The organism is Terrabacter sp. 2RAF25, assembly GCF_052115265.1.
Classification (GTDB): domain Bacteria; phylum Actinomycetota; class Actinomycetes; order Actinomycetales; family Dermatophilaceae; genus Terrabacter.
Map to the genome: position 1 here is coordinate 652,303 of NZ_JBFRGJ010000001.1, position 16,593 is coordinate 668,895.

Consider the following 16,593-nt stretch of genomic DNA (forward strand, 5'->3'; position numbering starts at 1 on the left):
ATGCCTGAACGACCAGCCTCGCAGCCACCCGCCTCCGTCCACTCGCTATGGCGCCTGCGCGGCTACCTGCGCCCGCACCGGTGGGCGCTCGTCGTCATGTTCGCCGCGTCCCTGGCCGGGGTCGGGTTGTCCATCGCGATCCCGCTCGTCACGAGGGCCCTCATCGACGGGCCCATCACGCGGCACGAGCTCGCCCCGGTGCTGCCGCTCGGCCTGCTGGCGCTGGCCCTCGGGGTGCTCGAGGCGGTGCTGATCTTCGTGCGCCGATGGGTGCAGTCCAACGCCGTGCTCGGCCTCGAGACCCACCTGCGCCGCGACCTCTACGAACGGCTGCAGAGCCTTCCGATGAGCTTCCACTCCCGGTGGCAGTCGGGCCAGCTGCTCTCCCGCGCCACGACCGACCTCTCGGCGATCCGGCGCTTCAGCGGGTTCGGCCTGCTCTTCCTCGTCGTCAACGTGCTGCAGCTCGTCGCCGTCACCATCGTGCTGCTCACGATGTACTGGCCGCTCGGCCTCGTCGTGGTCGCTGTTGCCGTGCCGATCATCTGGCTCTCGATGCGATTCGAGAAGGCCTACGTCGTCGTGTCACGCCGGGTCCAGGACCAGCAGGGCGACCTCGCGACCCAGGCCGAGGAGGGGGCCGTCGGCATCCGCGTCATCAAGTCGTTCGGTCGCAGCGACCACGTCGCCGAGCGCTACGACCGCGCCGCCCTCGAGCTGCGTGCGACGAGCATCGACAAGGTGCGCCTGTCGGCGAAGTTCTGGACCTTCCTCGAGGTCATCCCCAACCTCGCCGTCGTCGTCGTGCTGCTCCTCGGGGCGATCGGTGTCGGGCGCGGCGCGCTGACCCCGGGCGAGCTCGTCGCCTTCATCACCCTGATGCTCTCGCTCGTCTGGCCGGTCTCCTCACTCGGCGTCATCCTCGCCATGTCGCAGGAGGCGATGACCGCGGCCGCTCGCGTGCTCGAGATCTTCGACACGCCACCCGACATCGTCTCGGGCGAGCTCCCGGCCGCGGCCCGCCGTGGGCACCTGAGGTTCGACCACGTCGACTTCGCGTTCCCCGACGCGCCCGACCAGCTGGTGCTGCGCGATGTGAACCTCGACCTCGCCCCGGGCGAGACGCTCGCGCTCGTCGGCGCCACCGGCACGGGCAAGACGGCGCTGACGGCGCTCGTGCCCAGGCTGTTCGACGTCACGCGGGGGCGCATCACCATCGACGACGTCGACGTGCGCGACCTCGAGCTCGGCGAGCTGCGCAGCCTCGTGGCGACCGCGTTCGAGGAGCCGACGCTCTTCTCGATGAGCGCCCGCGAGAACGTCACCCTGGGCCGCGCAGACGCACCCGACGACGACGTGCTTGCGGCACTCGAGATCGCGCAGGCCGGCTTCGTGCACGAGCTGCCGTGGGGGCTCGACACCCGCATCGGCGAGCAGGGCATGTCGCTCTCCGGAGGGCAGCGCCAGCGGCTGGCGCTCGCCCGGGCGGTCCTCTCGCGGCCTGCCGTGCTCGTTCTCGACGACACCCTCTCCGCCCTCGACGTCCACACGGAGAAGCTGGTCGAGGAGGCCCTCTCCCGAGTGCTCTCCGACACGACCGGGCTGATCGTCGCCCACCGGGCCTCGACCGTGCTGCTCGCCGACCGGGTGGCGCTGCTCCAGGGCGGCACGATCACGCACGTGGGCACCCACCGCGAGCTGCTCGACACGGTGCCCGCCTACCGCGAGCTGCTCGCCGCCGACCCCGTCCCGGAGGGCGATCTCCACCCCGACACCGAACACGACTGCGACCACGACACCGAACACGAGTCCGACACCGCGCACGACACGGAGCACGACTCGTCCGAGGAGGTGCGGGCATGAGCGCGCCTGCCCAGCCGACCAACGAGGCGCAGCGCTGGCGCGGCGTGGCCGCCGACGAGATCGAGGGCGAGCTGACCGCCGAGACCTCTGCACGGCTCGCCACCCGCTCGCGCCGGCTCCTGCGCGACCTGCTGCGGCCGTGGCGCAAGGCCCTGTGGCTGCTCATGGTCGTCGTCGTCGTCGAGAACGCCGCGCGTCTCTCGATCCCCTACCTCGTCAAGGAGGGCATCGACGTCGGCATCCCGCCGATCCGTGAGTCGGGCGACCTCGAGCCGCTCCTGCTCGTCGTCGGCATCGTCCTGTTCGCCACGGTCACGCAGGCCGTCGCCCGCAACCTGTTCCTCGTCCGCTCCGGCACCATCGGACAGGACATCCTGCTCTCCATCCGCCGGCGGGTCTTCCGCCACTTCCAGCACCTGAGCCCGGCGTTCCACGACCGCTACACCTCCGGTCGGGTCATCTCGCGCCAGACCTCCGACGTCGATGCCATCTACGAGATGCTCGAGACCGGCTTCGACGGGCTCGTCACCGCCGCACTCACCCTCGCGGGCACGTCGGCGCTGCTCCTCGTGCTCGACCTCAAGCTCGGCCTCGTGGCACTGCTCTGCGGCCCGTTCCTGGCCTGGCTCACCAACTGGTTCCGCAAGGCGTCGGCGCGCAGCTACAGGTCGACCCGCGAGAAGGTCGCCCTCGTCATCGTCCACTTCGTCGAGTCCATGAACGGCATCCGCGCCGTGCAGGCGTTCCGCCGCGAGCCGCGCAACCAGCAGATCTTCGACGACGTCAACGACCAGTACCGCCAAGCCAACCTCGGGGCCTTCCGCCTGGTGGCCTGGTTCATGCCAGGCATCCGCCTCATCGGCAACGTCACCATCGCCATCGTGCTGCTCTACGGCGGCTACCTCGCCTTCAACGGAGAGGTCACCGTCGGCGTGCTCGCCGCGTTCCTGCTCTACCTGCGCCAGTTCTTCGAGCCGATGATGGAGATCTCGCAGTTCTACAACACCTTCCAGTCGGCGTCGGCGGCGCTGGAGAAGCTGTCCGGGGTGCTCGAGGAGTCCCCCGACGTGCCCGAGCCGACGGCGCCCGCGGCTCTGACCGACGCGCGGGGCGAGGTGCGGTTCGACCACGTGAGCTTCGAGTACGTCGCCGGCACGGCGGTGCTGCCCGACCTCGACCTCTCCGTCCCGGCCGGCCAGACGCTCGCCCTCGTCGGCACCACGGGGGCCGGCAAGACGACCGTCGCCAAGCTCGCGACGCGCTTCTACGACCCCACCGGCGGGGCCGTGCTGCTCGACGGCATCGACCTGCGCAGCGTGCGGTCGGACGACCTCCACCGGGCCGTCGTCATGGTCACCCAGGAGAACTACCTCTTCTCGGGCACGGTCGCCGACAACATCCGGTTCGGCCGACCCGACGCGACCGACGAGCAGGTGGAGCGCGCCGCTCGAGCCCTCGGCGCACACGGCTTCATCACCGCGCTCCCCGAGGGCTACGCCACCGAGGTGTCCAACCGCGGCGGCCTGCTCAGCGCCGGCCAGCGGCAGCTCGTCGCCTTCGCACGAGCCTTCCTCGCCGACCCGGCCGTGCTCATCCTCGACGAGGCCACGTCGTCTCTCGACATCCCGTCCGAGCGGCTGGTGCAGCAGGCCCTGCACACCATCCTCGCCGGCCGCACGGCGATCGTCATCGCCCACCGGCTCTCGACCGTCGAGATCGCCGACCGGGTGCTCGTCATGGAGCACGGGCGCATCGTCGAGGACGGCGCCCCGCAGGAGCTCATCGAGGGCGGCGAAGGCAGGTTCTCCGACCTGCACCGCGCCTGGGTCGACTCCCTCGCCTGAGTCGAGTGCGCAGTTTCCGACGTCGGAAACTGCGCACTCGATGGGTTGGGGCTGGAGGTGTCTCTGGGTCAGCGACCGGCGGGGGTGAGGCCGAGAGAGCGGCCTGCGAGACCCCGGGCGCGGGCGCCGAGACCGCGGGCGATGCCGCGCAGCGCCACTCCGGCGGGGGTGTCGGGCTCGCCCAGCACGACGGGAGTCCCCGTGTCGCCACCTTCGCGCAGTCGAGTGTCGAGCGGGATCTGGCCGAGCAGCTCGACCGGGGCGCCGATGCTCTTGCTCAGCGAGTCGGCGACGGCCTGGCCGCCACCGGAGCCGAAGATCTCCTGGCGGGTGCCGTCGGGCAGCTCGAGCCAGCTCATGTTCTCGATGACACCCGCGACGCGCTGGTGGGTCTGCAGCGCGATCGAGCCAGCCCGCTCGGCCACCTCGGCGGCTGCCTGCTGCGGCGTGGTCACGACGAGGATCTCAGCCGTCGGGATGAGCTGCGCGACGGAGATCGCGATGTCACCGGTGCCGGGCGGCAGGTCGAGCAGCAGCACGTCGAGGTCGCCCCAGAAGACATCGCCCAGGAACTGCTGGAGCGCCCGGTGCAGCATCGGGCCGCGCCACACGACCGGCTGGTTGCCGGGCACGAACATGCCGATCGAGATGACCTTCACGTCGTGGCTGATCGGCGGCAGGATCATGTCGTCGACCTGCGTCGGGCGCTGCTCGACACCGAGCATCCGCGGCACCGAGAAGCCGTAGACGTCGGCGTCGACGACGCCCACCCGCAGGCCCTGCTCGGCCATCGCGGCCGCGAGGTTCACGGTCACCGAGGACTTGCCGACGCCGCCCTTGCCGGAGGCGACGGCATACACCCGCGTGAGGCTGTTGGGCTTGGCGAACGGGATCTCCTTCTCGGGAGCCCCGCCACGCAGCTGCGAGCGCAGCTCGGCCCGCTGCTCGTCGCTCATGACGTCGAGCTCGATCTCGACGGACGTGACGCCCTCGAGTGCGAGGAGCGCGTTGCTGGAGTCCTTGGTGAGCGTCTCCTTCATCGGGCAGCCGGAGACCGTGAGGAAGATCGCGAGGGCCACCCGGCCGGCGTCGTCGATCTCGACCGACTTGACCATGCCGAGCTCGGTGATCGGCTTGCGGATCTCGGGGTCGTTGACCTTCGACAGCGCCGTGAGCATGGCGTCACGGCTGGGCAGCTCGGGGACAGACATGTCCTCCATCGTATGCCGCGGCGCCGGGCCTCCCGACCACGCCCGCTGTCTACCGCGACACACCGATGTTGCCCCGCCGAGCGACGTGACGGTCTGGTACGCCGTGAGCCTGGGCTAGTCCGCCCGTCGTGGGGCTGGGGAGTCGTCGGCGTTCCGGATGAGGGCGCGGTCCTCGAGCTCGTCGAGCAGGCCGCGCAGCTCGCTGCGGACGAAGTCGCGGGTCGCCTGCTCACGCAGGGCGAGGCGGAGCGAGGCGACCTCCCGGGTGAGGAACTCGGTATCGGCGAGGTTGCGTTCGTCGCGCGCCCGGTCCTGCTCGAGCGCGACGCGGTCGCGGTCGGCCTGGCGGTTCTGTGCGAGGAGGATGAGCGGGGCGGCGTAGGAGGCCTGCAGGCTGAGCATCAGCGTCAGGAAGATGAACGGGAACTCGTCGAAGATCAGGCGAGCCGGCGCCAGCACGTTCCAGAGGATCCAGGCGGCGACGAACACAGTCATGCCGATGAGGAAGCCGGCCGTACCCATGAGGCGGGCGAACCTCTCGGACAGGACCCCGAACGCCTCCTGGGAGAAGGTGAGCCGCGGGAGCACGCGGGCCCGCTGCTCCTGCGGCTGGTCGAGCTTGTCGCCGCGCACGGCCCGGGGGCCGGTACGCCGCTCGGTGCGCTCGCTCACGGGCGCACCTCCAGCTCGTGCCGCTCCTCACGCCAGTCCTCGGGCAGGATGTGGTCGAGCACGTCGTCGACGGTGACCGCCCCGATGAGGCGCCCGTCGGCGTCGACGACGGGCAGCGACACGAGGTTGTAGGTCGCGAGTGTGCGGGTCACGGTCTCGAGCGAGGCGCCGGCGGCGAGGGGCTCGATCTCCTTGTCGATGATCGACCCGACGGCGCCGTGGGGCGGCTCGCGGAGCAGGCGCTGGATGTGGACGAGCCCGAGGTAGCGGCCGGTCGGGGCCTCGAGCGGCGGGCGGCAGACGTAGACCATCGAGGCGAGCGCGGGGGCCAGCTCCTCGCGGCGCACGGTCGCGAGCGCCTCTGCGATGGTCGCCTCGGGTCCGAGCACGACCGGCTCGGTGGTCATCATGCCGCCGGCGGTGTTCTCGTCGTAGGAGAGCAGCCGACGCAGCGGCGCCGCCTCGTCGGGCTCCATGAGCTGGAGCAGCTGCTCGGCCTGCTCGGGCGGCAGGTCGGCGAGCAGGTCGGCCGCATCATCGGGCTCCATGGCTTCGAGGACGTCGGCGGCGCGCTCGTTGGCGAGGCCGGCGAGGATCTCGACCTGGTCGTCCTCGGGGAGCTCCTCGAGGACGTCGGCGAGGCGCTCGTCGTCGAGGGCGGCGGCGACCTCGGCGCGTCGCTTCGGGTTGAGGTCGTGGATGACCTCGGCGAGGTCGGCGACCTTGAGGTCGTCGTAGGTCTCGAGGAGGCGCTCGGCGCTCTGCGCGCCGGCCTGCTGGTGCAGCCCCACCACGTCGCGGATGTCGACGAGCATGGTCTTGCCGGAGCGGCGTCGGGTCAGGCGTGACATGGCCTTGGAGGCGGGGGAGATCCCGGTCGGCGCCTGGCGCACGAAGACCCGGGTGCCCAGCCAGTCGCGACGGGGCCCCTGCTCGATGGCGATGTCCTCGACGAGGGCGTCGGCGATGCCGGCCTCGATGGCGTCAGCAGTCGTGACCCGCACCGCGCGGTCGAAGAGCTCGGCGGCGACGAGCACCTCGTTGGTGCGCTGCTCGAACCGGCGCATGTTGACGAGGCCGGTGGTGATGACGGCACCCGCGTCGATGGAGGTGACTCGCGTCATCGGCACGAAGACGCGACGCCGGCCCGGCACCTCGACGACGAGACCGATGACGCGCGGCTCGGGCCGGTTTGCCGAGAACATCACGACGACGTCGCGCACCCGACCGACCTGGTCGCCGAGCGGGTCGAAGACGCTCAGCCCGGTCAGGCGTGCGACGAAGACTCGGGTGCTCGCACTCATGGGCCAAGGCTATGGGTTCAGCGGGCCCGACGTCGGCCGCCACGTCGCTGGCGCTTCTTGCGCAGCTTGGCGCGCTCCTTGGCGGCCTGACGTGCGGCCTTCTGCTCGTCGCGCAGTCGCTTGCGCTCGGCCTTCTCCTCGCCGCGACCGCCCCAGTGCCACGGGCGCCACGACGTGGTGGTCGCCGCGGTGCGCGCCGGTGGTTCGCGGTGGTCGTGGGCGGCATACGCCCCCGGTGACTCGAGCGGGCTGTCGAAGGGGACGAGCGCCGTCACGGTGCACTCGGCGGCCCACCGGGTCACCGAGTCGTCGACGGCGTTGAGGCGTGAGGCGCGCAGCAGCTCGGTGGCGCGCTGCCACTCCGGCGTGCCGGGCTCGAGCACGTGCACGTGGGCCCGCACGGTCAGCAGTCGGCCGCCGGTGTCCTTGCTGCGAAGGATGACCCGGACCTCCTTGGGCAGCCACGGCAGCGGCTGCTCACCGGGGCCGCTGACGACGAGGGCGGCCCCGTCGTCCCAGACGTGCCACGCCGGCCAGGTGCGGTCGTCGGACACCTCGATCCAGAGCAGGCCGGACTTCGTCATGGCCTCGCCCAGCAGCGCCGACGCGTTGGCCTGCCGCGGCCCGGCCTCCTGACCCACCTGCCGATCGCTCGGTGCACCGTGCGGGTCTGTCGGGCGGCCGGTCGGGTCGCCGGTCGGGGCGCCCGTCGTGTCGCCGGTCGTGGGCGGGGTCGCCGGCGGGGTTGCTGGCTCGGTCGCACGCTCGGTCACACCGCCACCATAGTGATGCCGGACTCTTCGGCGGTGGGCGTGACTGTCGTCATAACGCGGGTCTCGGGGCCGTTGCTACGTTGGCGCCCATGCGCAGCGCCAAGGACTTCTTCCGGCCGCTCGCGGTGGGGGCGCCGACGCCCCTGGCGCAGGTGCCAGCCCGCCCGTCCCGGGTCATCCACTTCTTCGACCCGAGCAACCCGAAGATGGCAGCCAAGGTGCCAGACCTCGTCGGCACCGTCGACGTGCTGCTCGGCAACCTCGAGGACGCCGTCAAGGCCGACCGCAAGGAGGCTGCGCGCGCCGGGCTCGTGGAGATCGCGAAGGCCACCGACTTCGGCGAGAACACCCAGCTCTGGACCCGCGTCAACGCCCTCGACAGCCCCTGGGCGCTCGACGACCTCACGACGCTCGTCACCGAGGTCGGCGAGAAGCTCGACGTCGTGATGGTGCCGAAGGTGCAGGGCGCCGAGGACATCCACTACGTCGACCGACTGCTCGCCCAGCTCGAGGCGAAGGCCGGCCTGACCCGGCCGATCCTCGTGCACGCCATCCTCGAGACCGCGCGCGGCATGGTGAACGTCGAGGAGATCTGCGGCGCCTCACCTCGCATGCAAGGCCTCTCGCTCGGCCCGGCCGACCTCGCTGCCGACCGCCGCATGAAGACGACGCGCGTCGGCGGCGGCCACCCCGGCTACCTCGTGCGCACCGACCCGGTCGACGGCGCCATCCAGGGGTCACGCGCCACAGCGCAGCAGGACCTCTGGCACTACACGATCGCCCGCATGGTCGACGCCTGCGCGATGCACGGTATCTACCCGTACTACGGGCCCTTCGGCGACATCCAGGACGTCGTGGCGTGCGAGGACCAGTTCCGCAACGCCTTCCTGCTCGGCTGCGTCGGCACGTGGTCGCTGCACCCGGTGCAGATCGAGATCGCGAAGCGCGTCTTCAGCCCGTCGGCCGAGGACGTCGCCCATGCACGCCGTGTCGTCGCCGCGATGGGCGACGGCACCGGCGCCGTGATGCTCGACGGCAAGATGGAGGACGACGCGAGCCTCAAGCAGTGCCTCGTCATCGTCGAGCTTGCCGAGCGCCTCTCCAGCACCGACCCCGCGCTCGCCGAGCTGTATGCCGCCGAGCCTGCCACGCAGGAAGGCTGACTCCGTGCCCGAGCAGACGGCGTATGCCGCCGGTGCCGACGCGTACCGCCCCCGCCGTTCCGTCCTCTACATGCCGAGCTCCAACGAGCGCGCGCTCGAGAAGGCCAAGTCGCTTCCGGTCGACGCACTCATCTTGGACCTCGAGGATGCCGTCGCTCCCGACGCCAAGGAAGCGGCTCGTGAGAATGCTTGTGCCGCAGCGCGATCCGGTGACTACGGGCGTCGGGAGGTGACGATCCGCGTCAATGGCATCGGCTCGCAGTGGCACGATGCCGACATCGCCGCGGCAGCTGCCGCCGGACCCGACGCGATCGTCGTGCCGAAGGTGAACTCCGCAGACGAGGTCCGCGGGCTCGTGGCTGCCATCGAGGCGGCCGGGGCACCCGAGCGCACGCGACTCTGGGCGATGGTCGAGACGCCCGTGGCCGTGCTGCACGCCGAGGAGATCGCCCGTGCGTCAAGGCGCCTCGCCTGCCTAGTGCTCGGCACCAACGACCTCTACAAGGAGCTCGGCGCAACCTTCGTGCCCGGTCGTGCAGCGATCTCGGCGAGCCTGCAGCTCGCCCTGCTCGCGGCCCGGGCGGCCGGCGTCGCGATCGTCGACGGGGTCTTCAACGACGTCAAGGACACCGAGGGCTTCCTCGCGGAGGCCCGGCAGGGGCGCGAGCTCGGCTTCGACGGCAAGACGCTCATCCACCCCGGCCAGGTCGAGCCGGCCAACGAGGTCTTCGCGCCGAGCGAGGCGCAGGTCGACGACGCTCGTGCAGTCATCGCCGCGTTCGAGCGGGCCCAGGCCGAGGGGCGCGGCGTCGCCACCCTCAACGGTCGCCTCATCGAGAACCTCCACGTCGACACGGCGCAGAAGGTGCTCGCCACGGCGGAGGCCATCGCCGCCCTGTCCTGACCCGACGCTCAGGAGCGGGCCGAGAAGATGACCCTTGCCGCGGCATCGCGCAGGTCGTAGCCGACGTTCGTTGCTGCGGTGACGGGGGCGTAGGGCACGAAGCCGGTGGACAGCGCACCCTCGACGCCTGGCAGCGTGAGCCGGTGGGTGAGCCGGGTCGTCCGGAGGTCCATGTCAACCTCGCTCCGCGAGCCAGCCCATCTCGGCCGCGGCGTGGCCGCTCCACCACGCGTCGTCATGGCCGCCCGGCTCGAAGTGGGTCTCGACCTCGACGAGGCGTCCCGCGAGAGTGCGGTTGGCGGCGATGAACGGGTCGGACAGGCCACAGTCGAGCCGGACCGGGACATCGGCGAGCCGGTCGAGCCGGTTGAAGATGGAGTGCCGGTCGAAGTCGGCCTTGCCGTCGTAGGCGCGGGCGGGCGTCTGGGAGCCGCGGAGCCAGAGCGCCGCGCTCGCCGCGACGACCCCCGTCACGCGCCGAGGCCCGAGATCGCTCGCGATGAGCAACGCGCCGAACCCGCCCATGGACCACCCGAGAAGTCCGATGCGCGTCGACTGTGGCAGCCCGGATCGACTGAGGGCCAAGGGAATCAGCTCGTCACGGACCATCGCTCCCGTGTCGGTGCCGTCTGAGCGCGCGTGCCAGTAGCTGCGTTCTCCGTCGACGGACACCAGGGCCAGGCCGGTGGTTGCCACCGCGTCGGCGTAGCCCAGGCCGAACGCGTTGTCGGCATCACCGCCGGCTCCGTGGAGCGCGACGACGAGCCCGCGCGCGGGCCTGCCGACGGGCACGGCGAGCCGCCACCGAGGCCGGTCGGGGCTGTACCGCGAGTCGAGCACGCCGTCCGACAGTGTCGCCCCGTCAGGTGCGCCACCGCAGCCGGTGACCCCAGCCAGGACTGCTGTGGATCCGATGCCGAGAGCGGCACGCACCACCGTGCGGCGTCGCGGCGTCGCTGCAGTCGACATGGAGGGAGCGTAGGCCTCGCGCATGCCGCCCCGCGGGAGGCTTGCTCAGTCGCCCCGACCCCGGCGGCGAGCAGCCCGGACCCGCTCCAGCCAGCCGGCGGTGAGGATGCCCGACCCGAGCTGTTCGCTCGTCGATGCGTCGGCCCCCGCCGCGATGATGCCGGCCGCCGTTCCGAGGAGGCGGTCGTTGCACGGGCGGCACAGCCGGCGACCGGTCGCGGTCGTCACGAGGCCCCCCGTCACGCCGCCCAGCCCACCCACCTGCTTGCCGCACTGCGCACACCTGGCCATGGCTCTCCGTCCCTGTCGTCCGCCCGGGCGGGCAGCGCGTTCGTGCCGGTCGGAGGGCCGGCCGCCCGTTGCGGTTCCACGCCGGGATCGGACACGTGCCGTCGGACGTTGGAGCAGTCATGGATTCCGACACGACGGAGCGCGGACGGGCGACCTCGCCCGACCCGGACGCTCGGGCGACCCGGTCGGGGGTGACGCGCCGCCGCCTCCTGACGATCGGAGCGGTCGGGGCCGTGGCCGTCGGTGGGGCGTATGCCGTCTCGCGCGGTCCCGGTCTCCCGTCCCTCCCGCAGCTCTCCGGCTTCGCCGAGCCGGCGCCACCCGAGCTGCGGATCGACCCGCAGCCCGTGGACTACCGTGCCCTCGAGGCGCGGCGTCGCATCGGGCCGGCGACGTACGCGTACGAGGTCACGGGGCGGCCGGCCACCTACTACGTGACCGAGACGTTCGGCGCCCGACTCGACCAGTGGCTCGCCCTCCACCGCCAGCACGTCGGCCAGGCGCCCGACGAGATCCGGTCGTACGGCGCGTGGGTCCGCGGGTCGTCGACGTCGTGGCACAGCTCCGGTGAGGCGATCGACATCGCCCGGCTGCGTGCCGGTGGCCGCGACCTCACCTCCCTGCGACACGACCAGTGGCGCGACGCGCCGGCGAGCGAGCTGCGCCGTCGGCTGTCGCTCTACTGGCGCACGGCCGCCGGCCTCCACCACGAGTTCGCCGACGTGCTGACCTACCTCTTCGACGACGCCCATGTGAACCACATCCACGTCGACATCGGCCGGTTCGGCCCCGAGCTGCCGCGGCTGATCCGCCGCTCGAACGCACAGGTGCAGGCAGTGCAGGCGATGTGCCGCCACGTCTGGGGCCGCACCGACGTCGAGACGACCGGCGACTTCGACGACGTCACGAGGGACGCCACGTCCCGCATCCTCGAGCAGGCCGGTGGCCCGGGTGAGCTGGCCGACTCACGAGAGGCGTGGCAGGCCTTCATGGTCGCCACGATGGAGCACGCCTGAGCGGGCTGGCCCCCTGACGGGCTCGACTGCCCTGCGGACCCGCTCACGGGTCGCCTGATTTGGTGCCGTCCGTAGAATCGGCCCCATGCCCAAGACCGTGCTCACTCCTCAGTCAGAGGACTTTCCCCGCTGGTACCAGGACGTCGTCGCCAAGGCGGAGCTGGCCGACAACGGGCCGGTGCGCGGCACCATGGTCATCCGACCGTACGGCTATGCGATCTGGGAGCGCATGCAGGCCGACATGGACCGGCGCATCAAGGAGGCCGGCGCCAAGAACGCGTACTTCCCGCTCTTCATCCCCGAGTCCTACCTCACCCGCGAGGCCGAGCACGTCGAGGGCTTCAGTCCCGAGCTCGCGGTCGTCACGCACGCCGGCGGCAAGGAGCTCGAGGAGAAGGTCGTCGTGCGCCCGACGTCCGAGACGGTCATCGGCGAGTACATGGCGAAGTGGACCCAGAGCTACCGTGACCTGCCGCTGCTGCTCAACCAGTGGGCCAACGTCGTGCGCTGGGAGATGCGGCCGCGAGTCTTCTTGCGCACCAGCGAGTTCCTCTGGCAGGAGGGTCACACGGCACACGCGACCGAGGCGGAAGCTCGCGCGTACGCGAGGCGCATCCACGCCGACGTCTACGCCGTGTTCATGCGCGAGATCCTTGCGATGCCAGTGGTTCTCGGTAGCAAGACCGCTCGCGAGCGCTTCGCCGGGGCGACGAACACCCTTGCGCTGGAAGCGATGATGCGCGACGGCAAGGCCCTCCAGATGGGCACGAGCCATGAGCTCGGGCAGAACTTCGCCAAGGCGTTCGACATCACCTACCTCTCCGAGCAGTCGCGCCAGGAGACCTGCTGGACGACGTCGTGGGGAACCTCGACCCGTATGCTCGGTGGCCTGATCATGTGCCACGGCGACGACGCCGGCCTGCGTGTGCCTCCGCGACTCGCGCCCGTCCAGGCGTTGGTCCTCGTCGTCAAGGACGGTGAAGGCGTCGTCGCGGCGGCCGAGCAGCTCGTCTCGGACCTGCTCGCCCGAGGCGTGCGGGCCGAGCTCGACGCTCGTGTCGACACCCCCTTCGGGCGACGGGCGGTCGACGCGGCGCTCAAGGGCATCCCGGTGCGCGTCGAGGTCGGTCCCCGTGACCTCGCCGAGGGCAGCGTCACCGTGGCCCGGCGCGTGGCCGGCGACAAGACCGCCGTCCCGCTCGGAGGCGTCGTCGACTCCGTGACGAGTGCGCTCGACGAGGACCACGGCACGTTGTATGCCGCCGCGCTGGCTCACCAGCAGGCCAACACCTCCGCGGTCACGACCCTCGGCGAGGCCGCCGAGGCGGCCCGCACCGGCTGGGCCACGATCCCGTGGTCGACGCTCGGGACCGAGGGCGAGGCCACCCTCGCCGAGTCGGCCGTGACGGTCCGCTGTCTGACGATGCCCGACGGGTCCGTGCCCGGGTCCGAGGACGACGAGGGCGTGCTCGCCGTCGTCGGCCGCGCGTACTGACCGCGGCAGACGGACCGCCACGAACGCGGCGTTCCTGCACGCGCACGCCTCCGTATGCCGTGTCGTGGCGGTCCGTCGGCCGGCGCCGGGCGTGACGGAGTGTTCTCTCGATTGGTCGGGGGAGTGGCGCTGGGCACAGGTGGCGGGGGAAGAGAGCGGCGTCGGGCATCGTTGACCGTGGGTGAGAAGGCCGGCGACCGGGTCAGGAAGGTGAGCGCGACGTGAGTGACACCACGGTGCCGAACGGACGGCACACGCCTGCGGGACCGACGGCGCAGCCGGAGACGCTGACGCCCCTGTTGCGCGACCGCGAGAGCGTCCTCGTCTACGACCGCTCCCACACGCTGTCGCCGGACGCGTTGCGCGCGATCCTCGAGGCGGCGCGCTGGTCGCCCTCGGCCGGCAACTCGCAGCCCTGGGGCTTCATCGTCGGGCTGCGCGGAGACGACACCCACGCCGCGATGGTCGAGCTGCTGTCGTCGGCCAACCAGGTCTGGGCCCCGTCGGCCTCGGCCATCATCCTGACCCTGCACCAGGTCGCGACCGACGAGGACCACGAGATCGCCTACAGCGACTACGCGATGTTCGACCTCGGCCAGGCGGTCGCGCACATCACCGTGCAGGCCCGATCGATGGGGCTGCAGGTGCGCCAGTTCGGCGGCTTCGACCACCGGGCGGCCGCCGAGGCCTTCGCGGTGCCGGCGCACTGGGCGGTGACGACGGGCATCGCGCTCGGCCTGCCCGCGGGGCCGGACGGCGACGCCGAGATGCCGGACTGGGTTCGCTCCCGGGCGCGCCTACCACGCTCGCGCCTGCCGCTCGAGGCGTTCGTGCACTCGGGCAAGTTCGGCCACCCTGCCGACTTCCTGGACGAGTGAGCACCACCGGCACATTCCGTCGTGACCGAAATGTGCTGCGTGTCAGGCTGTTTCCCCTCGAAGAGCACTCTCGGCTCGCCGGAGAGCCGAGCCCGTGTTCGACGAGAACGCCAGATCACTTCCCACCACCACCCTGTGCGGCCTACCGTTCTGACTGGGCGTGACCCATGTCACAGTCGCCGGCCCGAATGCGTGGAGGCATGGAGGCGTCATGAAATGGAAGCTCTTCAGAAGTAGCCCGCTCGTGGGCGCGACAGTTGCCGCGCTCGCACTGGCCGGTGGCGTGGTCGCCCTGGCTCCGCAGCAGGCCGTCGCCAGCGGCACTGGTCTCACACGGCTCATCTCGAGCAGTGGCTCCGCTCAGTTCGGCCGGGTGTCGACCGGCGCAGACGGACTCCAGTTCCCCGAGATCCGGGCGGGCGGTTCCGACGCAGGTGCACAACCTTCGGACAAGGTCATCACGAACCGATCCAACAGCCGGCCCGGCCGGAGCGGGTCACACGCTGCGAGCTCGACAGTCACCAAGTCGCACACCGACCTGGCGCTGAGCTTCGCGGGACTGAACCACCGGAATCAGCGTCTCGCCAACGGCGGCAACCAGTTCTCGCTCGAACCACCCGACCAAGGCCTGTGCGTCGGTAACGGCAGGGTTCTCGAGGCCACCAACGACGTGCTGCGAGTCTTCGACACGAGCGGCATCGCGGTCACCGGCGTCGTGGACCTCAACACGTTCCTGGGCTACCCCGCGGCGATCAACCGCACGACGAACGTTCAGGGCCCGTTCGTGACCGACCCGAGCTGCCTGTTCGACGCGGCGTCCCAGCGCTGGTTCCTCACCGTGCTGACGCTGGACGTTGACCCCGGGACAGGTGACTTCACCGGCACCAACCACCTCGACACCGCTGTGAGCACCACGGCCGACCCGACGGGCTCGTGGAAGGTCTACCGGCTGGCCGCGCAGGACAACGGGACCGCTGGCACGCCCGACCACCAGTGCGCCGGCGGCTTCTGCCTGGGCGACTACCCGCACATCGGCGCCGACGCGAACGGCTTCTACATCACGACGAACGAGTACCCGTTCTTCGCCGACGGCTTCCATGGTGCGCAGGTCTACGCCTTCTCCAAGGCAGCTCTCGCCGCGAACTCGGCGACCGTCGCGGTGACGCAGGTCGACACTGCGGGGATGGACAACGGGAACGCGGGCTTCACTGTCTGGCCGGCAGTGTCCTCGCCCGGCCAGTTCGCGACCGGCGCGGGAGGCACGGAGTACTTCCTCAGCTCGAACGCAGCGGACGAGGCCAACGGTGGCGGTTCGTCGACCCAGCTCCTCGTGTGGGCGCTGACGAACACCTCCAGCCTCGGTGGCACGCCGGCCGTCGCCCTCAGCCACGTCGTGCTCCCGGTGAACGGATATGCGGTGCCGCCGAAGGCCGACCAGAAGGTGGGCCCCGTGCCGCTCGTCGAGTGCCTCAACTCGGACCCGTGCGCGACGAGCTTCCTTCTCGGAGTGCCGGACCCGTTCAAGCCGGAGGCCGAGTCGCCGCTCGACAGCAATGACACCCGCATGCAGCAGGTGACGCTGGCGAACGGCAAGCTCTGGGGCGCTCTCGACACCGCGATCACGGTGGGCGGGGAGAACAAGGCAGGCATCGAGTACTTCGTCGTCAAGCCCTCAGTCTCGGGCGGCCTCAGCGCATCGCTCGCCAAGAGCGGCTACGTGGCCGTCGCCGGCAACAACGTCACCTATCCGGCGATCGGCGTGACCCCGAGCGGACGCGGCGTCATGGCGTTCACCCTGGTCGGTGCGGACCACTTCCCGAGCGCGGCCTACACGAGCATGGACGCGCTCGCGGGGGCCGGCGACGTGACGGTGGCGGCCGAAGGCGTCGGCCCCCAGGACGGCTTCAGCGGGACGAAGGTCTTCAACGACCCGGCGCCGGCACGTCCCCGCTGGGGTGACTACGGTGCGGCCGCCGTCGACGGCAAGTCGATCTGGATCGCGTCGGAGTACATCGGGCAGTCGTGCACGCTGGCGCAGTACACGACCGCGCCCGTCGGGTCCTGCGGCGGCACACGGACGTCGCTGGCCAACTGGGGCACCCGGATCAGCAAGGTCAACGTGAGCTGACCCCGAGCCGCGCCCGACTGCATGCGGACGGGCCTGACAGCCGGTGGAGGTCACCCCACGAACGGGTGGCCTCCACCGGGCT

Annotated in this window: 15 protein-coding genes; 8 read left to right on the forward strand and 7 right to left on the reverse strand. The window is 71.2% G+C overall.

What is annotated here, in order from left to right:
- Both AB4091_RS03115 and AB4091_RS03120 read left to right on the forward strand, forming a co-directional pair.
- Positions 1–1,863: an ABC transporter ATP-binding protein gene (locus tag AB4091_RS03115; protein WP_442290247.1), complete on the forward strand. Its 1,863-nt coding sequence runs from the start codon at positions 1–3 to the stop codon at positions 1,861–1,863.
- A complete protein-coding gene (locus AB4091_RS03120) occupies positions 1,860–3,707 on the forward strand; it encodes an ABC transporter ATP-binding protein (RefSeq protein ID WP_442290248.1) in 1,848 nt (615 codons plus the stop codon). The genes AB4091_RS03115 and AB4091_RS03120 overlap by 4 nt, the downstream gene beginning before the upstream one ends.
- Positions 3,708–3,775: 68 nt before the next feature.
- Here the strand turns inward: AB4091_RS03120 and AB4091_RS03125 are convergent, their stop codons facing one another.
- From AB4091_RS03125 to AB4091_RS03140, 4 genes are all read right to left on the reverse strand, one after another.
- Positions 3,776–4,918: an Mrp/NBP35 family ATP-binding protein gene (locus AB4091_RS03125; protein WP_442290249.1), complete on the reverse strand. Its 1,143-nt coding sequence runs from the start codon at positions 4,916–4,918 to the stop codon at positions 3,776–3,778.
- Between the two features lie 114 nt (positions 4,919–5,032).
- The gene (locus AB4091_RS03130) at positions 5,033–5,590 is read right to left on the reverse strand and encodes a DUF1003 domain-containing protein (protein ID WP_442290250.1); all 558 of its coding nucleotides are present in this window, start codon (positions 5,588–5,590) and stop codon (positions 5,033–5,035) included.
- Positions 5,587–6,894 carry a magnesium transporter MgtE N-terminal domain-containing protein gene (locus tag AB4091_RS03135; RefSeq protein ID WP_442290251.1) on the reverse strand — a complete coding sequence of 436 codons (1,308 nt, stop codon included), beginning with the start codon at positions 6,892–6,894 and terminating at the stop codon, positions 5,587–5,589. The genes AB4091_RS03130 and AB4091_RS03135 overlap by 4 nt, the downstream gene beginning before the upstream one ends.
- 17 nt (positions 6,895–6,911) lie before the next feature.
- Entirely contained in the window at positions 6,912–7,667 is a 756-nt protein-coding gene (locus AB4091_RS03140) for a hypothetical protein (protein ID WP_442290252.1), read from the reverse strand.
- An 89-nt stretch (positions 7,668–7,756) separates the two neighbouring features.
- On the opposite strand from AB4091_RS03140, the gene AB4091_RS03145 reads away from it, so the two are divergent.
- Both AB4091_RS03145 and AB4091_RS03150 read left to right on the forward strand, forming a co-directional pair.
- On the forward strand, positions 7,757–8,830 hold the full coding sequence (locus AB4091_RS03145; RefSeq protein ID WP_442290253.1) for an HpcH/HpaI aldolase/citrate lyase family protein: 1,074 nt from the start codon (positions 7,757–7,759) through the stop codon (positions 8,828–8,830).
- Positions 8,831–8,834: 4 nt separating this feature from the next.
- Positions 8,835–9,734, forward strand: a complete 900-nt coding sequence (locus AB4091_RS03150) for an HpcH/HpaI aldolase/citrate lyase family protein (RefSeq protein ID WP_442290254.1) — start codon at positions 8,835–8,837, stop codon at positions 9,732–9,734.
- 8 nt (positions 9,735–9,742) lie between these two features.
- Here AB4091_RS03150 and AB4091_RS03155 read toward each other — a convergent pair whose 3' ends face one another.
- The 3 genes from AB4091_RS03155 to AB4091_RS03165 are packed head-to-tail and all read right to left on the reverse strand — an operon-like array spanning position 9,743 to position 10,994.
- Positions 9,743–9,907: a hypothetical protein gene (locus tag AB4091_RS03155; protein ID WP_442290255.1), complete on the reverse strand. Its 165-nt coding sequence runs from the start codon at positions 9,905–9,907 to the stop codon at positions 9,743–9,745.
- 1 nt (position 9,908) lies between these two features.
- Positions 9,909–10,703 (reverse strand): alpha/beta hydrolase-fold protein, encoded by a 795-nt coding sequence (locus AB4091_RS03160; RefSeq protein ID WP_442290256.1) that lies wholly within the window; start codon positions 10,701–10,703, stop codon positions 9,909–9,911.
- A 45-nt stretch (positions 10,704–10,748) separates the two neighbouring features.
- Positions 10,749–10,994, reverse strand: coding sequence for a hypothetical protein (locus AB4091_RS03165; RefSeq protein ID WP_442290257.1), 246 nt, complete (start codon positions 10,992–10,994; stop codon positions 10,749–10,751).
- A gap of 119 nt (positions 10,995–11,113) precedes the next feature.
- Between AB4091_RS03165 and AB4091_RS03170 the strand changes: the two genes are divergently transcribed.
- From AB4091_RS03170 to AB4091_RS03185, 4 genes are all read left to right on the forward strand, one after another.
- Positions 11,114–12,010 (forward strand): extensin family protein, encoded by an 897-nt coding sequence (locus tag AB4091_RS03170; protein WP_442290258.1) that lies wholly within the window; start codon positions 11,114–11,116, stop codon positions 12,008–12,010.
- 85 nt (positions 12,011–12,095) lie between these two features.
- Positions 12,096–13,505, forward strand: a complete 1,410-nt coding sequence (gene proS / locus AB4091_RS03175) for a proline--tRNA ligase (RefSeq protein WP_442290259.1) — start codon at positions 12,096–12,098, stop codon at positions 13,503–13,505.
- Between the two features lie 221 nt (positions 13,506–13,726).
- Positions 13,727–14,383 carry a nitroreductase family protein gene (locus AB4091_RS03180; RefSeq protein ID WP_442290260.1) on the forward strand — a complete coding sequence of 219 codons (657 nt, stop codon included), beginning with the start codon at positions 13,727–13,729 and terminating at the stop codon, positions 14,381–14,383.
- 211 nt (positions 14,384–14,594) lie between these two features.
- Complete coding sequence (locus AB4091_RS03185; protein WP_442290261.1) at positions 14,595–16,511, forward strand: hypothetical protein; 1,917 nt, start codon at positions 14,595–14,597, stop codon at positions 16,509–16,511.
- Positions 16,512–16,593: the final 82 nt, after the last annotated feature.

Excerpts from the sequence above, each read along its gene's own strand:
- AB4091_RS03115 (WP_442290247.1), top strand. The coding sequence starts at position 1 with ATGCCTGAACGACCAGCCTCGCAGCCACCCGCCTCCGTCCACTCGCTA.
- AB4091_RS03120 (WP_442290248.1), top strand. The coding sequence starts at position 1,860 with ATGAGCGCGCCTGCCCAGCCGACCAACGAGGCGCAGCGCTGGCGCGGC.
- AB4091_RS03125 (WP_442290249.1), bottom strand. The coding sequence starts at position 4,918 with ATGTCTGTCCCCGAGCTGCCCAGCCGTGACGCCATGCTCACGGCGCTG.
- AB4091_RS03135 (WP_442290251.1), bottom strand. The coding sequence starts at position 6,894 with ATGAGTGCGAGCACCCGAGTCTTCGTCGCACGCCTGACCGGGCTGAGC.
- AB4091_RS03145 (WP_442290253.1), top strand. The coding sequence starts at position 7,757 with ATGCGCAGCGCCAAGGACTTCTTCCGGCCGCTCGCGGTGGGGGCGCCG.
- AB4091_RS03155 (WP_442290255.1), bottom strand. The coding sequence starts at position 9,907 with ATGGACCTCCGGACGACCCGGCTCACCCACCGGCTCACGCTGCCAGGC.
- AB4091_RS03160 (WP_442290256.1), bottom strand. The coding sequence starts at position 10,703 with ATGTCGACTGCAGCGACGCCGCGACGCCGCACGGTGGTGCGTGCCGCT.
- AB4091_RS03165 (WP_442290257.1), bottom strand. The coding sequence starts at position 10,994 with ATGGCCAGGTGTGCGCAGTGCGGCAAGCAGGTGGGTGGGCTGGGCGGC.
- AB4091_RS03170 (WP_442290258.1), top strand. The coding sequence starts at position 11,114 with ATGGATTCCGACACGACGGAGCGCGGACGGGCGACCTCGCCCGACCCG.
- proS (WP_442290259.1), top strand. The coding sequence starts at position 12,096 with ATGCCCAAGACCGTGCTCACTCCTCAGTCAGAGGACTTTCCCCGCTGG.
- AB4091_RS03185 (WP_442290261.1), top strand. The coding sequence starts at position 14,595 with ATGAAATGGAAGCTCTTCAGAAGTAGCCCGCTCGTGGGCGCGACAGTT.